The organism is Nonomuraea sp. NPDC052116, assembly GCF_040680035.1.
GTDB lineage: Bacteria > Actinomycetota > Actinomycetes > Streptosporangiales > Streptosporangiaceae > Nonomuraea > Nonomuraea angiospora_A.
This window is the reverse complement of the sequence record NZ_JBFAWA010000029.1, coordinates 136,514-160,648: the sequence shown is the minus strand read 5'-3', so window position 1 is coordinate 160,648 and position 24,135 is coordinate 136,514. Positions and strand designations below refer to the sequence as shown.

Genomic DNA, 24,135 nt, shown 5'->3' with positions numbered 1-24,135 from the left:
TGGGGTGGGATACCGCGACCAGCCGCCATAACTAGCCGACCGGTCAACTATTAGAACGTAAGGGTCCGGGCGAGGCGAAGTCAAAGGTCAGGAGGGCTTGCGCCGGGACGTGTTTCCTCGCACCTGAGAGGCCCGGACTCCCAGTGCACGCCGGTGGTCGCGATCGGCGTGGTGCGGGTGCACGGGCCGAATCGCGAAAAGGCCGGCCTGAGAGAACCGGCGCCTACGGGCCGTGCGATAGATACACCGTGAGACCGTTTCCCTTCCGGCGGCGCGCGGCCCCGGACGTCACCGCGGAAAGCGACGACGCCGACCTCATCACCGCCGTCGCCGCCCGGAGCACCGTCGCCCTGCGCATCCTTCACCAGCGCCACGCCCCCTGGCTGCGCGCCCGGCTGGCCCGCCGCTGCGCCGACGCGGACGCCGTCGACGACGCGCTGCAGGAGACCTTTCTGGCCGTGTGGCGCTCGGCGGGCGGCTTCCGCGGCGACAACCCGGCCGGCTGGTTGTGGACGATCGCCATCCGCCGCCTGATCTCCGCCCTGCGCGGCCGCGGCTCACGCTGGATCGGCTCCGGCATCGAACCAGGCGAAAGCTCGCCGATCGCCTCGGCCGAGGACGTGGTGCTGCTGAACGTGGAGCATGGCGATCTCGGCACCGCCCTGACCAGGCTCTCCCCCGAACTGCGCGCCGTCATCGAGGCGACCGTCCTTGACGGCCTCACCACCAAGGAGGCCGCCGGTCTCCTGGGCATCCCGGAAGGCACGGTCAAGACCCGCGCGATGCGGGCCAGGGCCCGGTTGCGCGAGGAGCTGTCATGAGTAGCTGGCACATCCCCGACGATCTGCGTGAGCGCTACCTCGAAGGCACGCTCGAACCGGCGCAGGCCATGTCCGTGGATGCGCATCTCGGCCGTTGCGCCGGCTGCCGGGCGGCGGTGCCGTATGAGAAGGACTGGCTGGAGGCGTCCTGGGCGCGGCTGGAGGCCGAGCTGATCACGCCGCGCCTGAGCCTGCCGGAGCGGTTCCTGCGCCACGGCGGGGTGCCTGACCACCTGGCCAGGCTGCTGTCGGCGACGCCGACGCTGAGCCGGGCCTGGCTGACCGCGGTGGTGGCGGTGCTGGCGTTCGCAGTGCTGGCCGCGCGCGAGCAGGCCGAACTGCTGCCCGCTTTCCTGATCGCCGCGCCGGTGCTGCCGCTGGCGGGCATCGCCCTCGCCTACGGGCCGCGCGTCGATCCCGCCCACGAATGGGTGGCCGCCACCCCGATGTCGGGGTCGCGGCTGCTGCTGACCCGGGCCACGGCGGTGCTGGCGGTGTCGGTCGTGCTGGCAGGGCTCGCCTCGCCGCTGCTGCCGGCGCCGCCCGGGCTGGCCGCCGCCTGGCTGCTGCCCGCGCTCGCCGCCGCCGCAGGCTGCCTGGCCCTGTCGAGTCGGCTGCCCGTGCCGATCGCCGCCCTCGCCGTGGGCGGGGTGTGGCTGGCCATCGTCGGCACGGGCCGCCTCGTCGGCGACTGGCTCGCCGCCTTCGGTCCCGTCCCGCAGATCGGGTACGGCGTGGCCGCCCTCCTGCTGACCTACCGCCTCTACCGAGTGAGCACCAGATGATCCAGATCAAGCAACTGACCAAGACCTACGCCACCAAAAGGGCGCTCGACGGCCTCGACCTGACGCTCGGCACCGGCGTGACCGGCCTGCTCGGCCCGAACGGCGCCGGCAAGACCACCCTGCTGCGCTGCCTGGCCACCACCCTCGCCCCCGACCGCGGCACAGTGGACGCCTTCGGCCTGAACCCGGCCGACCGCGTGCAGCGCACCGCGCTGCGGCGCAGGCTCGGCTACCTGCCGCAAAACCCCGGCTCCTACCCGCACTTCACCGCCTTTGACCTCGTGGACTACGTGGCGATCCTCAAAGAGCTGACCGACCGCGGGCACCGGCACGCCGAGGTGCGCCGGGTACTGGCCGAGGTGAACCTCACCGACCAGGCCAAGACCAAGGTGCGCAAGCTGTCGGGCGGCATGCGCCAGCGGCTCGCCCTGGCCCAGGCCCTGCTGGGCGAGCCGGACCTGCTCATTCTCGACGAGCCGACCGTGGGCCTGGACCCGGAACAGCGGATGATGTTCCGGGCGCTGGTCTCGCGGCTCGGCCAGAGCCGTACCGTCGTGCTGTCCACGCACCAGATCGAGGACGTCGCCGCGCTGTGCGAACGGGTGGTGGTCATGCGGGACGGCCGGGCGCTCTTCGACGGCACCCCCGGCCGGCTCGCGGCCGTGGCGGACGGCCGGGTGTGGCTGTCGGACGCGCCGCCCGCCACCACGCAGCTGTTCTGGCGGACGGCCGACGGCCGCTACCGCACACTCGGCACGCCCCCGCCGGCCGCGGAGGCGGCGGCGCCCGGCGTCGAGGACGGCTACCTCATGCTGCTCGGGGAGGCGGCGTGACGCGGCGGTTGTTCCTGTTCGAGGCGCGCAGGCTGGTGCGGCATCCGCTCGTGTGGGGTGCGACCGTCCTGGTGCCGGCTCTGCAGACGTCCCTCAGCGGGGACCAGCAGCCCGACCTCACGATGGACCCGGTCAACGCCACCGGGCTGGCCACCTGCCTGGCCGCGGCGGTCCTGGTCGTGGCGAGTCTGGCCGCCTCACGCGACGGGCGGCACGGCATGCCCGAGAGCCTCGCGGGCCTGCCCGGGCGGGCCGAGCACCGAACGCGGGCCCTGCTGCTGGCCACCCCGCTGGTCGCGGGGCTCGCGGCGGCCGTGGCCATGGGCGGCTACCTGGCGATCCGGCTGTTGAGCGGCCCCGCCGGGGGCCGGTTGGACGTGTGGGAGCCGCTGACGGCGGTGGCCGCCGCGGTCCTCGCCGCGACCCTGGGCGTGGCCGTCGGCCGCTGGTCACCGTGGCTGATCGCCGGACCACTGGTGGTCGCCGTGCTCGGTTTCCTCATCTACATGAACCCGACGAACGGGCAGGCCCGCTGGCTGCTGCCGGTGATGCAGGTCCACCAGCCGGACTGGCCCGACCGCCCGTCGGCGGCCCACCTGGTGTACGTGCTCGCCGTCGCGGCGTTCTTCGGCGGGATCGCGCTGCTCAGACATCGGGTACGGCCGCTACCCGCCGCGGCTGCGGTGGCGGCGCTGGCTGCCGCGGTGCCATCGGGGGCCACCGCTGCGTCCACCCGGCCACCGACCGAGTTCCCCACCAACGTGGAGCTGACCGTCGGCCATGTGGACTCCCGCGTGCGGGAGCGCTACTTCGGCCCGCATGCCTACCGCTGCACGGAGCGGCAGGGCCTGACCTATTGTGCCTTTCGGGGCTACGAACCGTGGATCCCGCTGTGGGAACAGGCGGTCCGGCCGGTCGTGGCGGCGCTGCCCGCCGCGCGGCGGGCCCGAGCGCCCCAGGTGCGGCAGATGAGCCCGAACTGGAGCTTCGCCGACGATTCCGGCGTGATCCGTGCGTCGATGAGCTGGGGGCATCTCGACCAGCGCAGGATGCTGGCCGAGGACGTGGCCTTCTGGGGGGCCGGGCTGTACGACTCGGCCGCCAGGCACTTCAGCCCCTCCCGGCGCGCCGCACTGTGTGACGTGCGCGGTCAGGCCCGCACGGTGGTGGCGCTGTGGCTCATCGGCCAGGTCTCCCCTCCCGAGGCCCGGCGGCAGCTCCATGTCGACCGTAATCTGGGACGCCTGTCCGGTCTGGACTGGGGCCAGGCCGAGATCGGTTACGCCAAGCTGCTGCTGGCCTCCCCCGGGGCCCGCGAGAAGGTCCAGGCCAACTGGGGCACGCTCGTCAAGTCCACCACCACGATCGACCAGGCCCTGCCGCTGCTCGGGCTGGAACGCACGTTCAACGCGCCGACGGGAGCCACGCCATGCCTGTAACGCCGCCTGTAACGCCGCCTGTAACACTGCCCGCACGCCCCCAGGCCTCCTCCGCCGGCACGGCCGTCCCTGCCCCGCCGCCGTACCGCTGGCGGGTGGCGCTCCTGCTGGTGCGCCCCCTCGCTCGGGCCATCGACTGGGGGCCTCTGGTGGTGGTCGCCGCCTTCACCACCGGGCTGGTGAGCCTGGTGGAGTACGGGCAGGCGCTGGCCGGGGGCGACGCGCTCGTGCTCATGCGCGTCTGTGGCACCCTGCTCGGTGCGGCGGCGGCCTTCGGGCTGGTCGACGCCATGTCCGCCGACCTCGGCGCCGCCGCGGTCCCCCGATGGGTCCGGCAGGCGCTGCGCTGCCTGCTGCCCGGCGGCGCCGCGATCGCGATCTGGCTGGCCGCCTTCTCCTCTCTCTTGACCCGCCTGCCGGAGGGCGCCCTGTTCCCGGTCGGCGACCTGCTCATCGAGGCAGGCGTCTGCCTCGGCATCGCGCTGGCGGCCGCGGCGACCGCCGTGCGGTTCGCACCCGGACGGCAGGCCGCCATGGCCGCCGTGGTGGTCCAGCTGGCGATGGTACTGGGGACCATCCTGCTCCCCGAGCAGGTCCGGCTCTGGCCCCCGACCTGCGGGTTCGGGTACTGGGATCAGGCACACCTGTTCTGGCTGGCGATGCTGCCCCTGCCGTACCTCTGGCTGACCATCGCGGGGCGCGACCTGCGACGCTGACCCAAGGCGCGATCGCCCGCCCCCACCTGTCATCACTCACCTGCTCGCCATGAACCCGGTCCAGCGGCCCGCCGGCGCCGAGCACGTCCCGCGCATCCTGCTCAGCTCTGGTGATTACCACGATGCGAGGTCACCGCCACCTCTTCGGCACAGGGCTCGACTTGACCGGTCTTCCGCGTGGGTGCGATGCTCGACCCGGTTCGGTCGTCGAGATGGCGGTGGAGCGCTGGGATGTGAGTCACCGGTCCAGGGCCGGTGGTTGACACCGCATCGTTGCGCCGCTCGACCGGTGCCGGGCCATGTCCGAATGGCTCTTCGCGAAAGGTCGACAGGCGATGAAGATCGCTTTTGTGGGTGATGTCCACGGTTGTGTGCTGCACGCGCTGGGCGCTGCGGTACTGCTCCAGAATCGTCGCGGGATCCGGCTCGACGCCGTGATCCAGGTCGGAGATCTGGGCGCGTACCCGTCGGTCGAGCGGTTCGACGCCTCCAGCCGCCGCTTCTGGCGGGACCATCCCGCCCAGGGGGACTTCTTCCGCCTGCTCGATCCGTCGCCGTCGCTCGCCGAAGGCGTGCGCCTGGCCCTCGGGCAGGTCCCGTCAGTGCTGTTCGTCAGCGGCAACCACGAGGATCACGACTGGCTGGCCTCCTTGCACGACGCGGCGGCCGCCGAGGTCGTGCAGGTGGACCCGCTCGGCGCCTACCGCCATGTCGCCTGCGGAAACGTGGTCGAGGTCGCCGGGCAGCGGGTGGCGTTCCTGGGGCTGATCGAGGCTCCCGGGAAGATGGATCTGGACGAGAGCGCTTACGCGCGGCTGACTGCCGTCGAACCGGGTGGCGTGGACGTCCTGGTCACCCACGACGGCCCGTACGGGATGTCACTCGACAGGCGCGGGAACGTGCAGGGCTCGGCGAAGCTGACCCGGCTCATCGAACACCTGCAGCCGCGCCTGCACATCAGCGGCCACTACCACCACCCCAACGGCCCACGCCACTACGGCCGCACCACCTCCTACGCGCTCGCCCAGCTCGTACAGCCCAAGAACACCAGGTGGGAGCCGGAGCCCGGCAATCCCGAACAGCGGGTGACGGCCGGGAGCATCGGCCTGCTCGACACCGAGACCGGCGGCTTCGAGTACATCCAGGACGAGTGGCTGGCCGACGTCAAAGGTGACGCAGTCGACCTCGCCGGACTCCTCGCCGCCACCCGCTGACGGCCTTCGGCCTGTTACGCCGCCGAAGCCTCGCTCGCATTCATTTCCGGTTGCTCAGGCGACATCAGCCGGCGGGCTCGCCGAACCAGCGGGAGAGATGGTCGTCCAGGTCCTGCTGATCGTCGCCGATCCAGGCGACGTGGCCGTCGGGGCGTAGCAGGACGCACGCAACATCCAGGGCCGCAGTGGGATCCGCGAGGTGATCGACCCGGTCCGACCAGCCGCCGACGGTCAGGCGTTCGGTGCGGTCCAGCAGCAGGCCGCGGCCGCGATGCAGCAGACCGTAGAGCCGGCCCTGTTTCACGTCGAGGTCGCGCAGGCGGCGGCCGAGCAGGTCGGGGCCTGCGCCGAAGTCGTAGCGGATGCCGATCGCGGTGATCTTCTCGATCAGATGGCGGTTCACCTCCTCGAAGTCCATCAACTCGGTGAGCAGCCTGCGCACGGCCCGCGGGCCCGGTTCGGCGGACAGCAGTTCCATCTGGGCGCGGGTGTTGTCCAGCACGTCCTCGGCGACCGGATGACGTTCGGCCTGATAGGTGTCCAGCAGTGTGTCCGGCGCCCAGCCGCGGATCTGTGCGGCCAGCTTCCAGCCGAGGTTGAATGCGTCCTGAACGCCCAGGTTGAGGCCCTGTCCGCCGGTGGGTGGATGGATGTGTGCCGCATCGCCGGCCAGCAGCACCCGCCCGACCCGATAACGTTCGGCCAGCCGGGTGGCATCCCCGAAGCGGGACAACCAGCGCGGGGAGTGCACGCCGAAATCGGTTCCGGCGATGGTGCGCAGCTGTTGTTTGAAATCCTCGAGGGTGGGCGGTTCCGCGCGGTCGCTGACTCCCGCGGCGGGGACCACGACGCTGTAGATTCCCTTGCCGAAGGGCCGGAGCCAGAACGGCTGATGGGTCGCGCCGATGTCGGTCACCTTGGCGGTGATCTCCTCCTGCGGCACGCCCACTTCCATCTCGCCCATCAGCGTCTCGGTCCGCGAGGGCTCGCCGGGGAAGCCGACGCCGAGCAGTTTGCGCACCGTGCTGCGCCCGCCGTCACAGCCGATGAGATAGCGCGAACGCAGCTGTTCCCCGTCGGCCAGTTCGACGGTCACACCCTCGTCGTCCTGCTCGAAACCGGCGACCGCGCAACCGCGCCGGACCTGCGCACCCAGGCCGATCGCATGTTCTTCGAGAAGATGTTCGATGACCGGTTGCGGGATGCCCAGCAGATAGGCGTGCGCGGAATCCAGGCCCTTGGGCGCGGGTTTGTTGATGGCGGCGAAGAAACCGGCGGCCGGGCGCTGTCTTCCGTGTTGGAGAATGCGATCCAGCAGTCCGCGCATGGCCATCAGCTCGAGACTGCGAATATGCAGACCGACGATGCGGACGAACGACTTGGGCTCGGTTTCCTTCTCCACAACGAGGACCCGTACGTCGTGCAGCCGTAGTTCGGCGGCCAGCATCGCGCCGGTCGGCCCGCATCCGGCAATGATCACGTCGTACAGGAGGGGCGCGCGATCGGCGCCGGAGGCTGGGGATCGGAGTCCGGGGACGTCGCGCTCGACCCGGTCGTTCGACGGCGGCTCGGCGGAGAACTCAGAGTGCACAGGTGTTGCCTTTCGGGAGTGCCTTGGTGGCGAGGCGCTCCCGGCGACACCTACGTCAATCGCCCGGCCGTGACGGGAAGGGGGAGCACCCACATCGATACAGCGTTCATGGGTCTCACCTCCTCGGGCGGTGTCACGGACAGCTGCAAGCTACAAGCCCGAGCATCATCCCGTCCAATCCTTTTCCCGCCACCGATCCTCCTGTCCAGGATTGGCGGCGGGCGGTTGATGCCCCGTAAGGTGCCGATCATGGCTTGTCGTATTTCCGAACTGATCATCAATTGCCGGGACCCGCAACGGCTGGCGGCCTTCTGGTGCGAGGTGCTGGACTTCATCGTGCTCGACGACACCGACGACGGCGCGGTGGAGATCGGACCACGGGAAGGGTTCGGCGGATTGCAGCCGACTCTGGTCTTCAGCCCCGCCACCGAGCTCAATGCGGGCAGGCCGCGGCTGCACTTCGACGTCAACGCCACCGACCGCGATCAGGACGCCGAACTCGAACGCCTCCTGAAGCTCGGGGCGCGCCCGGCCGACATCGGCCAGACCGGCCAGGAGTCCTGGCATGTCCTGCTCGACCCCGAAGGCAACGAGTTCTGCCTCCTGCGAACCCGCCTGAGCTGAGCCTCCGGCTGGGTTTGTGCCCGGCTGTGGACACCGGGAACGACGTACATGGTGCCGGTGGAGCGGGACTGAGGCGGTCGCCACACCGTCCGATCGTCGCCTCAGTCCCACCCACCACTTCTCCCGGCCCTATTCAGCGGGCATGACGACGAAGGAGAAGTCTGCGGTCGTTGTGCGGTTGAGGGGGAGGTCGCCCTTGATCCGGCGCCCGACCTCGCCCCTGCTGAGCCCGAGTCCCTGGGCGATCAGCCGCTCCGGGCGGACGGGCACGGGATCGAGGAAACTGACGTCCACCCGGTACGGCCATGCCGTCTCGACGGCCGATGACTCCAGCTGCCACGCGCCACGCCAATCGAGGGTGAACCGGTTGCGCCGCGCGACCGCGGGGTCCAGGAGCGCGTGAGCGACGAGCGCCCGATCGTTGTCCTCGAAGGCGCAGAGCCTGGCCGGATCCAGCGATCGGACCGGCACCCGCTCATGGACGGTGATCTTCGAGGTCCGGTCGCAGCCGACGCAACGGACGAGCAGCCACACGTCAAGCAGCTTGCCGTTGGCGTTGATCCGGAACCTGCCCTCGCCGACGGTGGCCGCCTCCGCCCGGCAGTCCAGGCAGCGCATGGTGAGCAGCGGCAGCCGAGTCCTCCGGACGGTCCAGGGCAGCACGAAATGATCTCTATGGGATGGTGAAGACATGATCTCTCTAAGACCTGACACAGAACGCTGAGTGGCCGGTGCGGCTCAGCGGTGCGGAGCAGCCCGGCGAGACCGACCACGAGGTCGGTGAGAAAGCGCAGAAGAAGATGTCAGGCAGCGAGAGCAGGCGGCGTCACGCGACAGTCCCCACGACGAATCCGATAGTGCCGGCCGCACGCTACTGGATCAACGGCGAGCGCCACAATCGATTTTTGTCTCCTGCCGATCATCGGCGACAAGGACGGCAGTGCGACGGCGCCGGCCGGGGCGGGCGGCAGCCACCATCATGGCGAGGGAGAGGACGTCCCCGGGGCGCCGGTGGTCGTGGGCCCTGCCGGCCGTGTCGGCACGGCGGGTGGGGGTCAGGTGCCGGCCACGGCCTCCTGTGGAGTACGGGCGCCGAGCAGGGCAAGGCAGTTCGCCCACAAGGGGCCGAGCCGGTGGGTGCTGTTGTAGAGCTTGGCGAACAGCACCTGGCCCTCCAGCTGGGCGACCACCGCCCGCGCGGCCTCCCGAGGGTCGGCCACCTCGACCTCCTGCCGTTCGAGAGCCTCGGCGATGACCGATGCGACCATCTCGACCTGCGCGTCGAAGATCTCCTGCAGCCGGGTGCGGATGGCCTCGGTCTGGTTGCTCATCTCCAGGGTGAGGTTGCCGAACAGGCACCCCGAGATGGTGCCGCAGCTCTGCTGGGCGGTGCGCAGGCCGGCCTCCGTCTCCTCGAACAACCGGCGCAGCCGCGGCAGCGGCCGGGCGTCGGCGCTGAGAGCGGTCGCCCAGGCGCGCTGCTGAGCGGCCCAGTGCTCATCGATGACGGCCAGCGCGAGGGACTCCTTGGAGTCGAAGAAGTAGTAGAAGCTGCCCTTGGGCACACCGGCCGCCCGGCAGATCTCGGCCACCCCCAGGGCCGAGTAACCATGCGTCTCGATGAGCGAGCGTGCGGCGCTCAGGATCCGCTCGCGAGCATCACTGGTTCGGCCCATGAGGCCAGTTTACGACCGGTCGACTACTATCCGCGGGGCCGTCCTGCGTGGCCCTTCCGGTGCAGGTCACATCCTTGATCATCCGGTCGTGGCGCGGACCTCCCCGTATGGACATACGGGTGAATAGGTACCCATATGGGGATTTATCCCGTCTTCCCCGATGGTGGGTCGGAGCGAAGCTAAACGTGTCTCTGAACACATGCGCCAACACGGGGAGGAGACGATACACGTGCCAGCCATGTTGCAGCCGCACATCGAGCACGGCACCGCCGGACCGCAGCCCACGCTGCGCCTGCTGTCCTGGAACGGGCTCCTGGCCCTGGGGGACGGCCTGGCCGTTCGCGCCGGATGGGCGGGGCAGGACCGCTCGGCCTCGTGGCTGCTGTCGGCACGGCCTTCGGCGGTGCCGAGCGCGCGGCGCATGACCGCGGTCCGGTTGACCGCCTGGGGGTTGTGCGAACACGCCAAGAACGCCGACCTGCTGGTCGCCGCGCTGGTCGCCGACGCCCTGCGGCACGCCACCGCCAAGGTCAGGCTCTCACTGTGGGTCGAGGACGACCTGCTGCGCTGCGAGATCGAGGACGACCGCAGCACGCTCGCCTTCACCGCAACGTGCCGCAAGAGCGCCGATCACGGGCACAACCCGGTGCTGGCCCGGCTGGCCTGCTGCTGGGGAGTCGCCGGCAAGGTCGTCTGGTTCGAACTCGTCACCGGCGACCGCGCCTGCCAACCCGCCTGAGCCCACCCGGCACGTACACCCGTACCTGCCGCCCGAACGGCACCGAGGGAAAGGAACGACGCATCGTGCGCCACACAAGGATCCGCGTCTCCAAGCGGCCGACGCGCCGCCCCGCTCCGGGTGTGGACCTGCGGACCCCGTCAGGCCGGGCACTGCCCTACTGACACCGCCGACGGCCGGAACCGGCCCTCACCCTGGAGCCGGTTCCCGCCTCCTCAGCACCGACCCCTTTTAGTCGTGCCCGTTGGCCCGGGCCCGCTCCCCCACCCACACCGCGATCTGCGCCCGCGAGTTGAACCCCAGCTTGGTCAAGATGTGCTCGATGTGCCCCTCCGCCGTACGCTGCGCGATCACCAGGGACGCCGCGATCTCCTTGTTCGTCATCCCCTGCGCGACCAGCTCGGCGATCTCCTTCTCCCGCCGCGTCAACGGCGTCTCCTCCGCCGCCTTGGCAGGCCGCTCGGGCTTGTCCTCCTCCAGGGCGTAGGCCAGCGCCTCCTCCAGCGGCAGACGGGCCCCGCGCCGCACCGCCGTCTCGAACGCCGACTCCCCCAGCACCTCACGCATCGCCCGGTCACAGTCGTCGTGGTAACGGGCCAGATGCCCGTACCCCGACAACGGCGCCCCGGCACAGCTCCACATGGTCTCCAGCACGCCCAGCAAGCGGGCGGCCCGCTGGTGACGGCCCTGACCGGCGGCGATCCAGGCCAGCGCCTCGATGTTGACGCCCGCGCCGAGCGGATCGCCGACCGCGCGGTTGAAGGTCAGGCTCTGCTTCTCCAGCTCGGTCGCCCGCTCCAGGTCCCCCTGACGCCACACCTGCACACCCAGCGCCATCGTCGTGTACGCCTTGTGCCAGCCCTCCCCATAGGCCTCACACTCGGCCAGGCACTCCTCGCCCGCCGCGATGGCGGCCGAGGAGTCACCCAGGAACGAGTGGGCGAGCGTCAGCCGGATGAGCGACAGCGCGATCCCGACCGGGTCGCCGGTACGGCGGTGGCGGGCAAGGGCGTCCCTGTATAGCTCGATCGCGGCTTCCGTTCGCCCCTCGCACATGGCCACCATTCCGCGGAACAGGGCCACGTAGGCCAGCACCGGCTCGTCCTGCAGCTCCTCGCCGAGCCGGCGGCTCTCCTCGAGCAGCGCGGTGGCGGCCGGGATGTCGGCCTGGATGATCGCCAGCCAGCTGCCGGCCCACAGGGCGCCGGCCCGCACCCGGCTGGGCTCGGTGTCGGCGGCCAGCGCCTGCTCCAGCCAGCCGCGCCCCTCAGCCAGGTAATAACTGGTGATCCAGTGATACAGCAGGTCGCCGGACATGCTCAGCCCCGCGCGGGCCTCCTGCGGCGTGTTCAGCCAGCTGTCCAGGGCGGCCCGCAGGTTGGCATGCTCGCGCCGCAGCCGGGCGAACCACGCCACCTGGCCGGGCCCGAACAGCTCCGCCCTGGCCCGCGCCGCCAGATCGCGGTAATAAGTGCGGTGCCGTCGCTGCAGGGCGGGCTCGCAACCGGAGCCCGTGAGCCGTTCGCGACCGTACTGCCGCAGCGTCTCCAGCATCCGGTAGCGTACGCCGCCCGGATGGTCCTCTCGTATCAGCACGGACTTGTCCACCAGGCCGATCACCAGGTCGAGGACGTCCCGCGGGTCGATCCCGTCCTCGCCGCACACCGCCTCGGCCGCCTCCAGATCCAGGCCCCCCGCGAACACCGAGGCCCGCTCCCACAGCAGGCGTTCTTCTTGCGAACACAGCGCGTAACTCCAATCGATCAGCGCCCGCAGCGTCTGATGCCGGGGCAGCACCGCCCTCGACCCTCCGGTCAGCAGGCGGAAACGGTCGTCGAGCCGGTCGAGCAGCTGCTCGGCCGACAGGGCCCGCAGCCGCACCGCCGCCAGCTCGATCGCCAGCGGCAGCCCGTCCAGCAGGCGCACGATCCGGGTGACGACCTCCCGGCTGTCCTCCGTGACCGTGAAGGACGGCAGGACGGCGCGGGCGCGTTCGGCGAACAGCCGGACCGCGTCCTGCCGGATCAGCTTCTCCAGCGGCACCTGAAGATCCGGCAGCGGCAGCGGCGACACGGGCACCGCCTGCTCGCCGGCGATGCCCATCGCCTGCCGGCTGGTGGCCAGCACCCGCAGATCCGGCGCCGCCCGCAACAGCGCCTCGCTCAGCGCCGCACACTCGGCGATCATGTGCTCGCAGTTGTCGAGGATCAGCAGCGCCTGCTTGTCGCGCAGATGGCAGGTCAGCACCCGCATCGGGGTGTCGCCGGTGTGGTCGCGGATCTCCAGCGCCTCGGCCACGGCCTCGGCGAGCATGACCGGGCCGTCCAGCTCGGCCAGCTCCACCAGCCACACCCCGTCCCGGAAGGCCCGCCGCACGTCCTGGCCGACCCGCACCGCCAGCCGCGTCTTGCCGACGCCGCCCACGCCGGTCAGCGTGACGGCCCTGGAGGCGGACAGCAGCTGTTTGACCTCGGCCACCTCGTGCCGACGCCCCACGAAACTCGTCACCTCGGCCGGCAGCCCGCCGTTGGGCCGTCCTCCGTAGGTGCTGGCAGTCACCGCTGTCATTGGCGCCTTCCGCGACGCGGCCGGCGCTGCCGTCGGCCCGCATCCCACGTCGTCGCCCCCAGGTTATGTCGCGGCCGTTATCCCAGACGAGCACGGTCAAGAACCCACAACAAGTTTTGGCCATCGCATGGTGTAACGGCGTCTCGACCTTGACGGCCGGCCGCTCCTAGCGTGGAGGGAGGGAGGGGAACAGACCATGTTCATCCAGGTCATCGAGGGCCGGGCGATCGAGGTCGACGATCTGCACCAGGCGCTGGAGCGGTGGGTGCGCGAGCTCTCGCCCGGCGCGCAGGGCTGGCTGGGCACCACGGCCGGCGTCACCGACGACGGCCTGTTCGTCAACGTCGCCCGCTTCGCCGGCCGGCCGGCCGCCCACCGCAACGCCGAGCGGCCCGAGCAGGGGCAGTGGTGGGTGGAGACCGCGAAACTGTTCGCCGGCGAGGTGACCGTCCTCGAATGCGACGAGGTGATCGAAATCCTGGGCGGCGGGTCCGATGAGGCGCGGTTCGTCCAGGTGCTGCAGGGGCGCGTACGCGACCACGCCCGGGTACGCGAGGTGCTGCAGCAGGGACAGGAGGAGCTGGCGGCCTTCCGTACGGACCTCATCGGCGCCACCGCCGCGCTGTGCGGGCAGGACAGCTGCGTCGAGACCGCCTACTTCACCAGCGAGGTGGCGGCCCGGCAAGGAGAGGTCAAGCTCCAGCCGCCGGCCATCCGGGAGCTGCTGCGGGCCTGGCAGGAACTGTTCGTCTCCGACGTGGACTTCTTCGACCTGCGCGAGCCGTGGCTGTACTCGCCGCGCTAACCGCTCACACATGGGCCGGCATCCGCACGGGCACCTCGAACCAGACCAGCTTGCCCCGGCCCGTGGGAACGCAGCCCCAGCCGCAGGAGAGCACCTCCACCAGCAGCAGCCCCCGCGAGCCCTCGTCGTCGCGGCAGGCGGCACGCGGGCTCGGCGGCACCGGGCTGGAGTCCTCCACCTCGCAGCGCAGCAGCCCGTCGGCCGCCGACAGGCTCATGCGCACCAGGCCCCGCGCGTGCCGGACCGCGTTGGTGACCAGCTCGCTGATCAGCAGCTCGGCGTGGTCGCACGCCTGCTGCAGCCCCCACTCCGCGAGCTGGGCGCGGGCGGCGTGCCGGGCCCGGCGCACCGAGTGCGCCTGGGCGGTGAACGTCCACGTCGCCGGCGCGGCGCTCACGCGGCCCGCTCCAGGACGGCCGCCGGGACGATGCTGCGCCCGTCGGGCAGCAGCTCACCGCTGTCGTCGAAGAACACCACCCCGTTGCACAGCAGTCCCCATCCCTGCTCGGGGTGGTAGGCGACCAGGCGCGCGGCCTGGTGAGCGGCGGAGTTCGCCGGAGGACAGGGAGGCTGGTGCGTACACATGGTGCGGATTCCCCCGTTCCTCGCATCCAGCTGGTTATCCGTACGCTCCTAACGTGCCTCACAACACCACGCCAAGAAGAGGTGAAAAATACCCTTATAGGTACCTACGTCTGGTTTGTGCGTAGTGTTGTCAGCGCCTCCCGGCCCTCATCCCACCGCCACCGCACATCGCGGCCACTCAGATGCACCCCGCCGATCCAGCGATCCACACCGTTCAGCCGCACATGATCCTCCTCACCCGCCAGCACCCGCGCACCCACGGCGGTCAGACCCACCACCGTCGCCCCTCCGACCGGCCCACCGGCGGGCCGCAGATCCAGCAGCGGATACGCCGCCCCCGCCAGGCGCTCCATCATCGCGAAACACCACGTGTCCCCCAGATACCGGCGCGCCTCCCGGGCCGTGGCCCGCACGAAGACATCCCCAGCCGGACCCTCCTGCGCCGCCGCGGCCAGAACCCGACGCTCAGTGAGCGAGAGCCCGTCACGGGTGGAGGGATACTCCCGGCACAGACGCTCGAACGCCTCACCGAGGAAACGCAACTCACCGGAACGAACCGCCGCGATACCCGGCAAACCCTCCGGCGTCGGAGCGCGAAAAGCCGCCCACGCCCGGCTCGCCAACTCCAGCGCCGCCGGAGACAACCTCGCGCACGCCCGCGTCGACGGCAACTCCCGCAACTGCTCCGCACGCAACTCACCCAAGCCACCGAACCGCGCGATGCCAGGATGCTCCCCGATACAGATCAACGTCACAGCCTCAGCCGGCACCCCCAACTCGGCCAACCAGGCGAGAATCTCCACGATCTGCAACTGATCGTACAGATCAGCCTCGAACCACAGCACATACTCGCCGCCCCGGTTGGCCTCCACCGCCGCATCACGCTCCACGAACATCCGCAGCCCCTCACCGCGGTCATCGGCGCCCGCCCCCACCAGGAACGCGGCCCTGACCCGGCGCAACTCCTCCCGCCCCACCGCCGGAACCGGCCCCTCGTGCAGCACATCCCGCCAGAACACGATGCGCCGGGCCAGCCCCGTGCCCGCCAGATCGGTGCAGTCACCGTTACTGATGTGCAGCGCCCCCAGCCAGTCCCGCTCGACCGCGGACTGCTCACCCAGGAGTCGGCGGCGCGCCACCGCGTACGACTCACCGGTCTTGGCCATACGGGCACGCACCCGCCGCTTGAAATCCGCCTGCTTGGTCATGAACATCTCCCGAACGCCGCCGCGGCGCCCCCGGCAACCGGCGCGGCAGGCGCACGACCAACCGGCAGATCCTCCGTCCGAGAGGTGAACCCCCCTTTGCCTCCATCAGGTGACCCGGCCGGGGCGGGTGGCCGAAGGTTGGGCGGGGACGGCCGCCACCGGCCATGCTAACCCCGCCCCACCGGCCCCCGCGAGACCCCTCAGCCCGGACGCACCGGCTGACGCAGCACCGTACGCGGCTCCGGATCATCGAACGCCGTCAGATACACCTCATGATGCGGCCCATGGGGCACCAGCCCCCGCTCCACCATGAACGCCTCCATCACCGCCAGCGACCGATACTCCTCACTGAACGCGCCCACATGCAACACCTCCACACACTCACCCTCCGTGAACGTCGCCACCCGCACCCGATCCACCGCCGCCCCCGACGAACGCGCACCCTCCCGCGCCCGCTCCACCAGCCCCGCCTCCGGCACCCCCGCCAACGGCAGCAGCAGATGCCAGCGCCACAACTCCCGCGGCACCTCCAGCCCCGGACGCTCGTCCTCCACGAACCACAACCCCTCCAACGACCCCGCCGGACCGCCCATCCCCGCCGCCACCGCATACAGCGCGCCGATGGCCGACACATGCTCACTCCCGCCCGGCTCACCCATGCCCGTCACATTCAGGCAGGTCACCGGACCGTACGTAGCCAGCTCAGGATTCATGACTCCTCCAAACAGATCATCAGATGCGTAACGAGATGCTCAGGCGAGGTCACGGCCGGATCCGACACGTACACCTCGCGAATCGGCCCCCGAACCGCACACCGGCGCTCACCACACCAGGCCAGCACCGCATGCGCCGTCAGAGACATCTGGTCATAAGGCCCCACATGCGTCGCACAGGCGAACCTGCCCCCCGGCAACACCCGCACCGGCGCACCACCGCCACCCTCCCCGTCCCCGAGCACCCGGGCGGCCTCCACGTCGAACACCTCACCGAAATCCACCGGGAACAACCCGATCAGCCGAACCGGCCCGGCAGGCCCCAGCAGACGCGACAACGCCGCCGACGCCGCCCGCCCCACATCCTCCGGCCCCGCCGCCCGCTCCGTCGCCACCGCCACCCGCCGCGCCGGCTCCTCCACCACCCGCACCGGCACCGACGGCAACCCCTGCGCCATCACCCGCTCCAGCGACGCGAGCGTACGACGCCGCCGCGCCAACTCCGCCTCCAACTCCTCCCTGACCCCTTCAAGCGCCTGCGCCCCGCCCGCCAGCACCTCACCCACCACCGCCAGCGGCACATCCAGCGACCGCAGCAACGCGATCGACAACGCCACCCGAGCCTGCGACGCCCGGTAAAACCGGTAACCCGTCACCGCGTCCACCCGCACCGGCCGCAACAACCCCAGCTCGTCATAGTGACGCAACTGCTTCACACTCAACCGCCCCAACCGGGCGAACTGCCCGATCGGCAGCAACTCCTCGTCCACGCGCACCAGCATGGACCCTCCCACCGAGGGAGAGTCCAGCCGGCTCCACACCCAATACATGCCCTTGCAGGCATATATCCAAGCGGGTATATTAACGAGCCATGCGCTTCGACGTGCTCGCGGAACCCACCCGCCGCCACATCCTCGACCTGCTCCTCGAACGCCCCCGCCTCGTCAGCGAACTCACCACCCACCTCGGCCTCACCCAACCCGGCACCTCCAAACACCTCCGAGTCCTGCGCGAAGCCGGCCTCGTCACCGTCCGCAAAGACGCCCAACGCCGCTGGTACGAACTCCGCCCCGCCCCCCTCGCCGAAATCGACGCCTGGCTCACCCCCTACCGCAAACTCTGGAACCACAGCCTCGACCGACTCGAACACCACCTCGACACCATGGAAGAGGAAGACGACCGATGAACGAAAACCTCACCATCCACCCCGACGGCCGCACCACCCTGCGCATGCAACGCCGCCTCCCCCACCCACCCGAAAAGGTCTGGCGCGCCATCACCCAGCCCGAACACCTCGCCCACTGGTTCCCCGCCACCATCACCATCGACGGCGACCGCATCAACTACGGCTTCGGACCCGACGGCCACATCACCGAGAACAACCCACCCCACACCTACGCCCACACCTGGGGCGAGGACGAACTCCGCTGGGAAATCCACCCCGACGGCCCCCGCGCCAGCATCCTCACCTTCACCCACACCTTCACCGACCACCACGGCGCCGCCAGCTTCGCCTCCGGCTGGCACACCTGCCTCATGGCCCTGCTCCACACCCTCGACGAACGCCCCGTCCAGCAACCAGCCGACAAACAACCCGCCGAATTCGCCCGCCTCCACGAGGACTACATCGCCATCCTCGGCCTCGTCCCCGCCACCGCCGAAAACGGCGACGTACGCGTCGAACGCCAGCTCACCCGCCCCGCCGAAGACGTCTGGCACCTGCTCAACGGCGACGACGCCACCCCCGGCGACCCCCCGCCCGCACCCTTCACCGCACCCGGCCTCCGACCCGGGCCGGTCACCCGCGCCGAGAGCGCCAAACTCCTCGAATACGACACCCCGACCGGCCCCGTCCGCTGGGAGCTCACCCAGGGCACCGGCCAGGGCGCCCGGCTCATCGTCACCCACACCGGAGACACCACCACCCTCGACGCCTGGCGCATCCATGTCGAGGAACTCGCCGCTGCCCTGGTGGATCTGTGATTTTCAAAGGGTGAAGAGGGCGGTGCAACCACCCACGCCCTTTACAATGTAGATCACTAACCTTGGAGGCCGAGAACCGCCGCCGTCATCGCCCGCGCCCGCCCCGGCGCCGTCAGCAGGTCCGTCGAATCCGACAGCTGATCCACGCACCCCACCAGGGGCAACCCCCTGATCACCGGGTCCGACACCGACTCCAGCAGCGCCTGCGCGAACCGGTCCCCGCCGATCACCTCGAACGGCCGGTCGAAGAACCCCCGTACCCGCTCATCCAGCCGCTCGGCCAGCCCCACCCGGTTCTGCAGCGCCGCCACCCGCGCGTACGCCCCCGACAGCCCCTCCTGCCGCTCCCGCCAGGAGCGCGCCGCCACCGCCGACCCCAGGCACTCCCCCAGCTCCGTCGAGCCCGGCATGCGCGCCAGCGCGCTGCCGAGCCATTTCGCGTACGGCGGGTAGCGCCGCCGCAACAGCAGCGCCAGCCGCATCACCTCCCGCGCCAGCCGCGCCCCCACCACGGCCGAGCCCAGCTCATCGCCCACCTCGCCACATCGGCCCGGGAACGGCTCCTCCTGGGCGATCCGCCGCCACTGACACGCCAGCACATACCGCCACACATCCTCCGGATACCAGCGCAACGCCGCCCGGGCCGTCTCCAGCCCACCCCCGGGAACGGCGGCCTCCAGTCCGTCGTGGAACACCTCGCCCCGCGTCACCTCGGCCAGGCTCTGCCACGGCGCCGACAACCAGTCCAGCAGCGACACCCCCTCACGCGGATCGAAACCCAGCCGCTCCACCAGCCACGACCCCAGCTCCGTCACCGCCACCCCGGGCTGCACACTGCCGTGGTAGCCGAACACGGTCGGAAAACCGCCGAACCGCTCCGGCAGGCCCGCCACCACCTTCGCCCGCACCTCGGGCGCCATCCCGGGCGCCATCCCGGGCGCCACGAACACCAGCACCCGCGGCCCCCAGTCATGATCGGCCGAGCGGGCCGTGTCGAACTCCAGCACCTCCGACCCCGGCCCGATCAACGCCGCACTGTGCGCGACCCCGGACACCAAAGGCGCCACCACCTCGCCGTAGAAGGCGCGGGACAACTCGATACCTGGTACAAAATCGGACATCACGCCGTCAACTCTGCCCCAGCGCCGCCCGAACCTCACCCGATTTTCCCGGCACCAGCCCGGGAGTCAGCCGGCGACGTGAGAGGCCATCACCCGCCGGCGCCGGTAGCCGATCCGCTCATAGAGCGTCACGGCCGCCACGTTGTCGTCGTCGACCATCAGCGCCGCCCGCCCGTAGGCGGCCAGCAGCTCCGCCGACGCCCACCGGCACACCCGATCGGCCAGCCCACGCCCCCGCAGGCCCGCCTTCGTCGCCACCCCGGCCAGCAGCCCCACGCTGGGCGCCGGCCAGGCATCGGCCGCCACCGCCGCCAGCTCGCCACCGACGCGCACCCCGGCCCACCGCCGCACCCCGGCGATGCCGGGCACCGCGTACGAGTCGGGCGCGTCGGCCGCCAGCAGCGCCGCGACCTCGGCCTCGGCCGAGGGCTCCAGCCAGCCCACCCCGCCGGGAGCGGGGCCGTCCAACGCAGGCAGGCTCATCCAGGAGAACGTCCCGGACTCGCGCAGGCCGTCGAGCTTGGCCGTCACCTCGCGTACCAGCTCCAGCTCCCCGAACGGCCGGTAGGAGGGACCCAGCTCGGCCAGCGCGTACCCGACCAGCTCCACCGCGTCCGAGGCCGCACCCCACACGCCCAGCCGGTCGCGGCGCGAGGCCCCCGGGCCGGCGGCCACCACCGCCCCGCCCAGCGCCCACGCCCGCGCGCCGCCGCGCAGCCCCTGCGCCACCCACACCAGCAGGTCGTCGTCACCGCACGCGGCGCGCACCTCGGCGTCGTCGCGTAACTCCCGTATCGCCACAGCTCGTTACAGGATGGCGCCAGGCCGGTAGGCCGCCGCCTCCGGGTGCGCCGTCACGACCTCGCCCACCTGCCGGGCGACGGCCTCCACCTGATCGGCGGCCGCGCCGGTGAACGACACCTGATCGGCCAGCAGCGCCTCCAGCCGGGCCCGGTCCAGCGGGAAGCGGGTGTCGGCCGCCAGCAGGTCGAGCAGCTCGTTGCCGGCGCCGCGCGAACGCATCGCCAGCGCCGCCCCCACCGCGTGCTCCTTGATCAGCTCGTGCGCGCTCTCCCGGCCCACCCCGGCCCGCACCGCCGCCATGAGCATCTTCGTCGTGCCCAGGAACGGCAGATAGCGGTCCAGCTCGGCGGCGATGACCGCCGGGAAGGCGCCGAACTCGTCCAGCACCGTCAGCATCGTCTCCACCAGCCCGTCGAAGGCGAAGAACGCATCCGGCAGCGCCACCCGGCGCACCACCGAGCACGACACGTCGCCCTCGTTCCACTGGTCGCCCGCCAGCTCGCCCGCCATCGAGGCGTACCCCCGCAGCACCACGGCCAGGCCGTTGACGCGCTCGCAGGAGCGGGTGTTCATCTTGTGGGGCATCGCCGACGAGCCGACCTGCCCCTCCTTGAACCCCTCGGTGACCAGCTCGTGCCCGGCCATCAGCCGGATCGTCTTGGCCAGCGACGACGGCGCCGCCGCCAGCTGCACCAGCGCCGTCACCACCTCGAAGTCCAGCGAACGCGGATAAACCTGGCCCACGCTGGTGAAGCGGTGCGCGAACCCCAGGTGCGCGGCCACCTTCTCCTCCAGCTCGGCCAGCTTGCCCAGGTCGCCGCCCAGAAGATCGAGCATGTCCTGCGCGGTGCCCACCGGCCCCTTGATCCCGCGCAGCGGGTAGCGGCCGATCAGCTCCTCCAGCCGCCGGTAGGCCACCAGCAGCTCATCGGCCGCCGACGCGAAACGCTTGCCCAGCGTGGTCGCCTGCGCCGCCACGTTGTGCGAACGCCCGGCGACCACCGTGGCCTTGTGCTCCTCGGCCAGCGACGCCAGGCGCCCCAGCAACGCCACCACCCGGTCACGCACCAGCAGCAGGCTGTCGCGGATCTGCAGCTGCTCGACGTTCTCGGTCAGGTCACGCGAGGTCATCCCCTTGTGCACCTGCTCGTGCCCGGCCAGCGCGTTGAACTCCTCGATGCGCGCCTTCACGTCGTGCCGCGTCACCCGCTCACGCGCCGCGATCGACTCCACGTCGACCTGCTCGACCACCTTCTCGTAGTCGTCGACCGCGCCCTGCGGGACCGTCACCCCCAGCTCGTCCTGCGCCCGCAACACCGCCAGCCACAACCGCCGCTCAGCAATTATCTTGTACTCGGGGGACCACAGGCGGGCCAGGTCCGGCGAGGCATAACGCGAGGCCAGGACATTCGGGATACGCGGCTTGGACGTCACGTCGGACAAGTCTATTCACCCGCCCGCGCCCGCACGGCACCAGGCCACGCGAGCGCAGCGATCATGCCCTGACTAGAAAGCGCGGACGTAGGCCGCCAGGTGCTCACCGGTGAGGGTGGAGCGGGCCGCGACGAGGTCGGCGGGCGTCCCCTCGAACACGATCCGGCCACCATCGTGACCGGCGCCCGGGCCGAGATCGATGATCCAGTCGGCGTGCGCCATGACCGCCTGGTGATGCTCGATGACGATGACCGACTTGCCGGAGTCGACCAGCCGGTCCAGCAGGCCGAGCAGCTGCTCGACGTCCGCCAGGTGCAGGCCGGTCGTCGGCTCGTCCAGGACGTACACGCCGCCCTTGTCGGCCATGCGGGTGGCCAGCTTGAGCCGCTGCCGCTCGCCGCCGGACAGCGTGGTGAGCGGCTGACCGAGGCTCACATAGCCGAGCCCGACATCGGCGAGCCGCCCGAGGATGGCGTGCGCGGCCGGCGTACGCGCCTCACCGGCGCCGAAGAACTCCTCGGCCTCGGCCACCGGCATCGCCAGCACCTCGCTGATGTCGCGGCCGCCGAGGCGGTGCTCCAGCACCGAGGCCTGGAACCGCTTGCCGTCGCACTCCTCGCACACCGTGGAGACGCCCGCCATCATCGCCAGGTCGGTGAAGATGACACCGGCACCGTTGCAGGCGGGGCAGGCGCCCTCGGAGTTGGCGCTGAACAGCGCCGGCTTCACCCCGTTGGCCTTCGCGAACGCCTTGCGGATCGGGTCGAGCAGGCCGGTGTAGGTCGCCGGGTTGCTGCGCCGCGAGCCGCGGATCGCACCCTGGTCGATCGACACCACGCCCGCGCCGGCCGGGATCGACCCGTGCACCAGCGAGCTCTTGCCCGAGCCGGCGACACCGGTGACGACGGCCAGCACCCCGAGGGGGATGTCGACGTCGACCTCGCGCAGGTTGTTCGCGCTCGCGCCGCGGATCTCCAGTGTGCCGGTGGGCTTGCGCACGCTCTCCTTGAGGGCGGCCCGGTCGTCGAGGTGGCGGCCGGTGACGGTGCCGCTGGCCCGCAGCCCCTCGACGGTGCCCTCGAAGCAGACGGTGCCGCCCGCCGTACCGGCGCCGGGGCCCAGGTCGACCACGTGGTCGGCGATCGCGATCGCCTCCGGCTTGTGCTCCACGACGAGCACCGTGTTGCCCTTGTCGCGCAGCCGGCGCAGCAGGTCGTTCATCCGCTGGATGTCGTGGGGGTGCAGGCCGATGGTGGGCTCGTCGAAGACGTAGGTGGTGTCGGTGAGCGAGGAGCCGAGGTGGCGGATCATCTTGACCCGCTGCGCCTCGCCGCCCGACAGCGTGCCCGCCGGCCGCTCCAGCGACAGGTAGCCCAGCCCGATCTCCACGAACGACTCCAGCGTGCGCAGCAGCGTCGCCAGCAGCGGCGCCACCGACGGCTCCTCGAGGCCGCGAATCCAATCGGCCAGGTCGCTGATCTGCATCCGGCACGCGTCGGCGATGTTGACGCCGTCGATCCGCGAGGAGCGGGCCGCCTCGCTGAGCCGGGTGCCGTCGCACTCGGGGCAGGTGGTGAAGGTCACCGCCCGGTCCACGAACTCCCGGATGTGCGGCTGCATCGCCTCCCGGTCCTTGGACAGGAACGACTTCTGGATCTTGGGGATCAGCCCCTCGAAGGTGAGGTTCACGCCCTCGACCTTCACCTTGGTCGGCTCCCGGTAGAGGAAGTCCTGCATCTCCTTCTTGGTGAAGTCGCGGATCGGCTTGTCCGGGTCGAGCAGGCCGGACTCGGCGTAGACCCGCACGGTGAAGAAGCTGTCGGACTTCCAGCCCGGGATGGTGAACGCGCCCTCGGCCAGCGACTTGGAGTCGTCGTAGAGCTGGGTGAGATCGATGTCGGAGACCGCGCCCCGGCCTTCGCAGCGCGTGCACATGCCGCCGGTGCGGGTGAAGGTCTGCACCTCCGTCCTCTTGGCGCCGCGCTCGACGGTGATCGCGCCGCTCGCCCGTACCGAGGGGACGTTGAAGGAGAAGGCGTTGGGCGAGCCGATGTGCGGCCGCCCGAGCCGGCTGAACAGGATGCGCAGCATCGCGTTGGCGTCGGTGGCGGTGCCGACCGTGGAGCGGGGGTCGGCGCCCATGCGCTGCTGGTCGACGATGATCGCGGTGGTCAGCCCGTCCAGCACGTCGACCTCGGGCCGCGCCAGCGTCGGCATGAAGCCCTGCACGAACGTGCTGTACGTCTCGTTGATCATCCGCTGCGACTCCGCGGCGATCGTGTTGAACACCAGCGAGCTCTTGCCCGAGCCGGAGACCCCGGTGAACACCGTCAGCCGGCGCTTCGGGATCTCGATGCTGACGTCCTTGAGGTTGTTCTCGCGCGCGCCGTGCACGCGGATCAGATCGTGGCTGTCGGCAACGTGCGGCGCAGGCGACTGCGGGTCCGTCCTCGTGGCCTTGCTCATCGTCTCTCCA

The 24,135-nt window shown here is 70.9% G+C and carries 24 protein-coding genes; 11 read left to right on the top strand and 13 right to left on the bottom strand.

What is annotated here, in order from left to right; translation table 11 throughout:
- Positions 1-248: 248 nt before the first annotated feature.
- The 6 genes from AB0L65_RS43090 to AB0L65_RS43065 all read left to right on the top strand — a co-directional run bounded on the left by AB0L65_RS43090 (position 249) and on the right by AB0L65_RS43065 (position 5,808).
- On the top strand, positions 249-821 hold the full coding sequence (locus tag AB0L65_RS43090; RefSeq protein WP_364258409.1) for an RNA polymerase sigma factor: 573 nt from the start codon (positions 249-251) through the stop codon (positions 819-821).
- Entirely contained in the window at positions 818-1,606 is a 789-nt protein-coding gene (locus AB0L65_RS43085) for a zf-HC2 domain-containing protein (protein WP_364258406.1), read from the top strand. The genes AB0L65_RS43090 and AB0L65_RS43085 overlap by 4 nt, the downstream gene beginning before the upstream one ends.
- Positions 1,603-2,439, top strand: coding sequence for an ABC transporter ATP-binding protein (locus AB0L65_RS43080; RefSeq protein WP_364258403.1), 837 nt, complete (start codon positions 1,603-1,605; stop codon positions 2,437-2,439). Before AB0L65_RS43085 ends, AB0L65_RS43080 begins: the two co-directional genes overlap by 4 nt.
- Complete coding sequence (locus AB0L65_RS43075; RefSeq protein WP_364258400.1) at positions 2,436-3,878, top strand: hypothetical protein; 1,443 nt, start codon at positions 2,436-2,438, stop codon at positions 3,876-3,878. The genes AB0L65_RS43080 and AB0L65_RS43075 overlap by 4 nt, the downstream gene beginning before the upstream one ends.
- The gene (locus tag AB0L65_RS43070; RefSeq protein ID WP_364258397.1) at positions 3,869-4,594 is read left to right on the top strand and encodes a hypothetical protein; all 726 of its coding nucleotides are present in this window, start codon (positions 3,869-3,871) and stop codon (positions 4,592-4,594) included. Before AB0L65_RS43075 ends, AB0L65_RS43070 begins: the two co-directional genes overlap by 10 nt.
- Before the next feature lie 335 nt (positions 4,595-4,929).
- Positions 4,930-5,808, top strand: a complete 879-nt coding sequence (locus AB0L65_RS43065) for a metallophosphoesterase (protein ID WP_364258394.1) — start codon at positions 4,930-4,932, stop codon at positions 5,806-5,808.
- Between the two features lie 64 nt (positions 5,809-5,872).
- Here the strand turns inward: AB0L65_RS43065 and rox are convergent, their stop codons facing one another.
- On the bottom strand, positions 5,873-7,297 hold the full coding sequence (rox, locus tag AB0L65_RS43060; protein ID WP_364258456.1) for a rifampin monooxygenase: 1,425 nt from the start codon (positions 7,295-7,297) through the stop codon (positions 5,873-5,875).
- A 351-nt stretch (positions 7,298-7,648) separates the two neighbouring features.
- Between rox and AB0L65_RS43055 the strand changes: the two genes are divergently transcribed.
- Positions 7,649-8,023 carry a VOC family protein gene (locus AB0L65_RS43055; RefSeq protein WP_364258391.1) on the top strand — a complete coding sequence of 125 codons (375 nt, stop codon included), beginning with the start codon at positions 7,649-7,651 and terminating at the stop codon, positions 8,021-8,023.
- A gap of 129 nt (positions 8,024-8,152) precedes the next feature.
- On the opposite strand, the gene AB0L65_RS43050 is transcribed toward AB0L65_RS43055, so the two are convergent.
- Both AB0L65_RS43050 and AB0L65_RS43045 read right to left on the bottom strand, forming a co-directional pair.
- Complete coding sequence (locus tag AB0L65_RS43050) at positions 8,153-8,686, bottom strand: DUF1062 domain-containing protein (protein WP_364258388.1); 534 nt, start codon at positions 8,684-8,686, stop codon at positions 8,153-8,155.
- Positions 8,687-9,078: 392 nt separating this feature from the next.
- Entirely contained in the window at positions 9,079-9,699 is a 621-nt protein-coding gene (locus tag AB0L65_RS43045) for a TetR/AcrR family transcriptional regulator (RefSeq protein WP_364258386.1), read from the bottom strand.
- A 229-nt stretch (positions 9,700-9,928) separates the two neighbouring features.
- On the opposite strand from AB0L65_RS43045, the gene AB0L65_RS43040 reads away from it, so the two are divergent.
- Positions 9,929-10,438 carry a hypothetical protein gene (locus tag AB0L65_RS43040; RefSeq protein ID WP_364258383.1) on the top strand — a complete coding sequence of 170 codons (510 nt, stop codon included), beginning with the start codon at positions 9,929-9,931 and terminating at the stop codon, positions 10,436-10,438.
- A 231-nt stretch (positions 10,439-10,669) separates the two neighbouring features.
- Here AB0L65_RS43040 and AB0L65_RS43035 read toward each other — a convergent pair whose 3' ends face one another.
- The gene (locus tag AB0L65_RS43035; protein WP_364258381.1) at positions 10,670-12,997 is read right to left on the bottom strand and encodes a LuxR C-terminal-related transcriptional regulator; all 2,328 of its coding nucleotides are present in this window, start codon (positions 12,995-12,997) and stop codon (positions 10,670-10,672) included.
- Between the two features lie 205 nt (positions 12,998-13,202).
- On the opposite strand from AB0L65_RS43035, the gene AB0L65_RS43030 reads away from it, so the two are divergent.
- A complete protein-coding gene (locus tag AB0L65_RS43030; protein ID WP_364258378.1) occupies positions 13,203-13,811 on the top strand; it encodes a hypothetical protein in 609 nt (202 codons plus the stop codon).
- Between the two features lie 4 nt (positions 13,812-13,815).
- On the opposite strand, the gene AB0L65_RS43025 is transcribed toward AB0L65_RS43030, so the two are convergent.
- The 5 genes from AB0L65_RS43025 to AB0L65_RS43005 all read right to left on the bottom strand — a co-directional run bounded on the left by AB0L65_RS43025 (position 13,816) and on the right by AB0L65_RS43005 (position 17,099).
- A complete protein-coding gene (locus AB0L65_RS43025; protein ID WP_364258375.1) occupies positions 13,816-14,208 on the bottom strand; it encodes an ATP-binding protein in 393 nt (130 codons plus the stop codon).
- Entirely contained in the window at positions 14,205-14,396 is a 192-nt protein-coding gene (locus AB0L65_RS43020; protein ID WP_364258372.1) for a DUF5999 family protein, read from the bottom strand. The genes AB0L65_RS43025 and AB0L65_RS43020 overlap by 4 nt, the downstream gene beginning before the upstream one ends.
- A 104-nt stretch (positions 14,397-14,500) precedes the next feature.
- Complete coding sequence (locus tag AB0L65_RS43015) at positions 14,501-15,604, bottom strand: hypothetical protein (RefSeq protein ID WP_364258369.1); 1,104 nt, start codon at positions 15,602-15,604, stop codon at positions 14,501-14,503.
- A gap of 200 nt (positions 15,605-15,804) precedes the next feature.
- On the bottom strand, positions 15,805-16,317 hold the full coding sequence (locus tag AB0L65_RS43010; RefSeq protein WP_364258366.1) for a hypothetical protein: 513 nt from the start codon (positions 16,315-16,317) through the stop codon (positions 15,805-15,807).
- Entirely contained in the window at positions 16,314-17,099 is a 786-nt protein-coding gene (locus AB0L65_RS43005) for a MerR family transcriptional regulator (protein ID WP_364258363.1), read from the bottom strand. Before AB0L65_RS43005 ends, AB0L65_RS43010 begins: the two co-directional genes overlap by 4 nt.
- Positions 17,100-17,188: 89 nt before the next feature.
- Here AB0L65_RS43005 and AB0L65_RS43000 point away from each other — a divergent pair, with 89 nt between their 5' ends.
- Both AB0L65_RS43000 and AB0L65_RS42995 read left to right on the top strand, forming a co-directional pair.
- Positions 17,189-17,503: a metalloregulator ArsR/SmtB family transcription factor gene (locus AB0L65_RS43000; protein WP_364258360.1), complete on the top strand. Its 315-nt coding sequence runs from the start codon at positions 17,189-17,191 to the stop codon at positions 17,501-17,503.
- Positions 17,500-18,300: an SRPBCC domain-containing protein gene (locus AB0L65_RS42995; protein WP_364258357.1), complete on the top strand. Its 801-nt coding sequence runs from the start codon at positions 17,500-17,502 to the stop codon at positions 18,298-18,300. The genes AB0L65_RS43000 and AB0L65_RS42995 overlap by 4 nt, the downstream gene beginning before the upstream one ends.
- A gap of 56 nt (positions 18,301-18,356) precedes the next feature.
- Here the strand turns inward: AB0L65_RS42995 and AB0L65_RS42990 are convergent, their stop codons facing one another.
- The 4 genes from AB0L65_RS42990 to AB0L65_RS42975 form a co-directional block, all read right to left on the bottom strand.
- A complete protein-coding gene (locus AB0L65_RS42990) occupies positions 18,357-19,421 on the bottom strand; it encodes a DUF4037 domain-containing protein (protein WP_364258354.1) in 1,065 nt (354 codons plus the stop codon).
- A 66-nt stretch (positions 19,422-19,487) separates the two neighbouring features.
- Positions 19,488-20,222: a GNAT family N-acetyltransferase gene (locus AB0L65_RS42985; RefSeq protein ID WP_364258351.1), complete on the bottom strand. Its 735-nt coding sequence runs from the start codon at positions 20,220-20,222 to the stop codon at positions 19,488-19,490.
- Positions 20,223-20,228: 6 nt separating this feature from the next.
- Complete coding sequence (gene purB, locus AB0L65_RS42980) at positions 20,229-21,659, bottom strand: adenylosuccinate lyase (RefSeq protein ID WP_364258348.1); 1,431 nt, start codon at positions 21,657-21,659, stop codon at positions 20,229-20,231.
- A gap of 72 nt (positions 21,660-21,731) precedes the next feature.
- Complete coding sequence (locus tag AB0L65_RS42975) at positions 21,732-24,125, bottom strand: excinuclease ABC subunit UvrA (RefSeq protein ID WP_364258345.1); 2,394 nt, start codon at positions 24,123-24,125, stop codon at positions 21,732-21,734.
- Positions 24,126-24,135: the final 10 nt, after the last annotated feature.

Bases quoted from the DNA above. Each gene is read 5' to 3' on its own strand.
- AB0L65_RS43010 (WP_364258366.1), bottom strand. From the start codon at position 16,317: ATGAATCCTGAGCTGGCTACGTACGGTCCGGTGACCTGCCTGAATGTG.
- AB0L65_RS43085 (WP_364258406.1), top strand. From the start codon at position 818: ATGAGTAGCTGGCACATCCCCGACGATCTGCGTGAGCGCTACCTCGAA.
- AB0L65_RS43000 (WP_364258360.1), top strand. From the start codon at position 17,189: ATGCGCTTCGACGTGCTCGCGGAACCCACCCGCCGCCACATCCTCGAC.
- AB0L65_RS43070 (WP_364258397.1), top strand. From the start codon at position 3,869: ATGCCTGTAACGCCGCCTGTAACGCCGCCTGTAACACTGCCCGCACGC.
- AB0L65_RS43080 (WP_364258403.1), top strand. From the start codon at position 1,603: ATGATCCAGATCAAGCAACTGACCAAGACCTACGCCACCAAAAGGGCG.
- AB0L65_RS43065 (WP_364258394.1), top strand. From the start codon at position 4,930: ATGAAGATCGCTTTTGTGGGTGATGTCCACGGTTGTGTGCTGCACGCG.
- AB0L65_RS43020 (WP_364258372.1), bottom strand. From the start codon at position 14,396: ATGTGTACGCACCAGCCTCCCTGTCCTCCGGCGAACTCCGCCGCTCAC.
- AB0L65_RS42975 (WP_364258345.1), bottom strand. From the start codon at position 24,125: ATGAGCAAGGCCACGAGGACGGACCCGCAGTCGCCTGCGCCGCACGTT.
- AB0L65_RS42990 (WP_364258354.1), bottom strand. From the start codon at position 19,421: ATGTCCGATTTTGTACCAGGTATCGAGTTGTCCCGCGCCTTCTACGGC.
- AB0L65_RS43030 (WP_364258378.1), top strand. From the start codon at position 13,203: ATGTTCATCCAGGTCATCGAGGGCCGGGCGATCGAGGTCGACGATCTG.
- AB0L65_RS43015 (WP_364258369.1), bottom strand. From the start codon at position 15,604: ATGACCAAGCAGGCGGATTTCAAGCGGCGGGTGCGTGCCCGTATGGCC.
- AB0L65_RS43045 (WP_364258386.1), bottom strand. From the start codon at position 9,699: ATGGGCCGAACCAGTGATGCTCGCGAGCGGATCCTGAGCGCCGCACGC.
- AB0L65_RS42995 (WP_364258357.1), top strand. From the start codon at position 17,500: ATGAACGAAAACCTCACCATCCACCCCGACGGCCGCACCACCCTGCGC.
- AB0L65_RS43005 (WP_364258363.1), bottom strand. From the start codon at position 17,099: ATGCTGGTGCGCGTGGACGAGGAGTTGCTGCCGATCGGGCAGTTCGCC.
- AB0L65_RS43055 (WP_364258391.1), top strand. From the start codon at position 7,649: ATGGCTTGTCGTATTTCCGAACTGATCATCAATTGCCGGGACCCGCAA.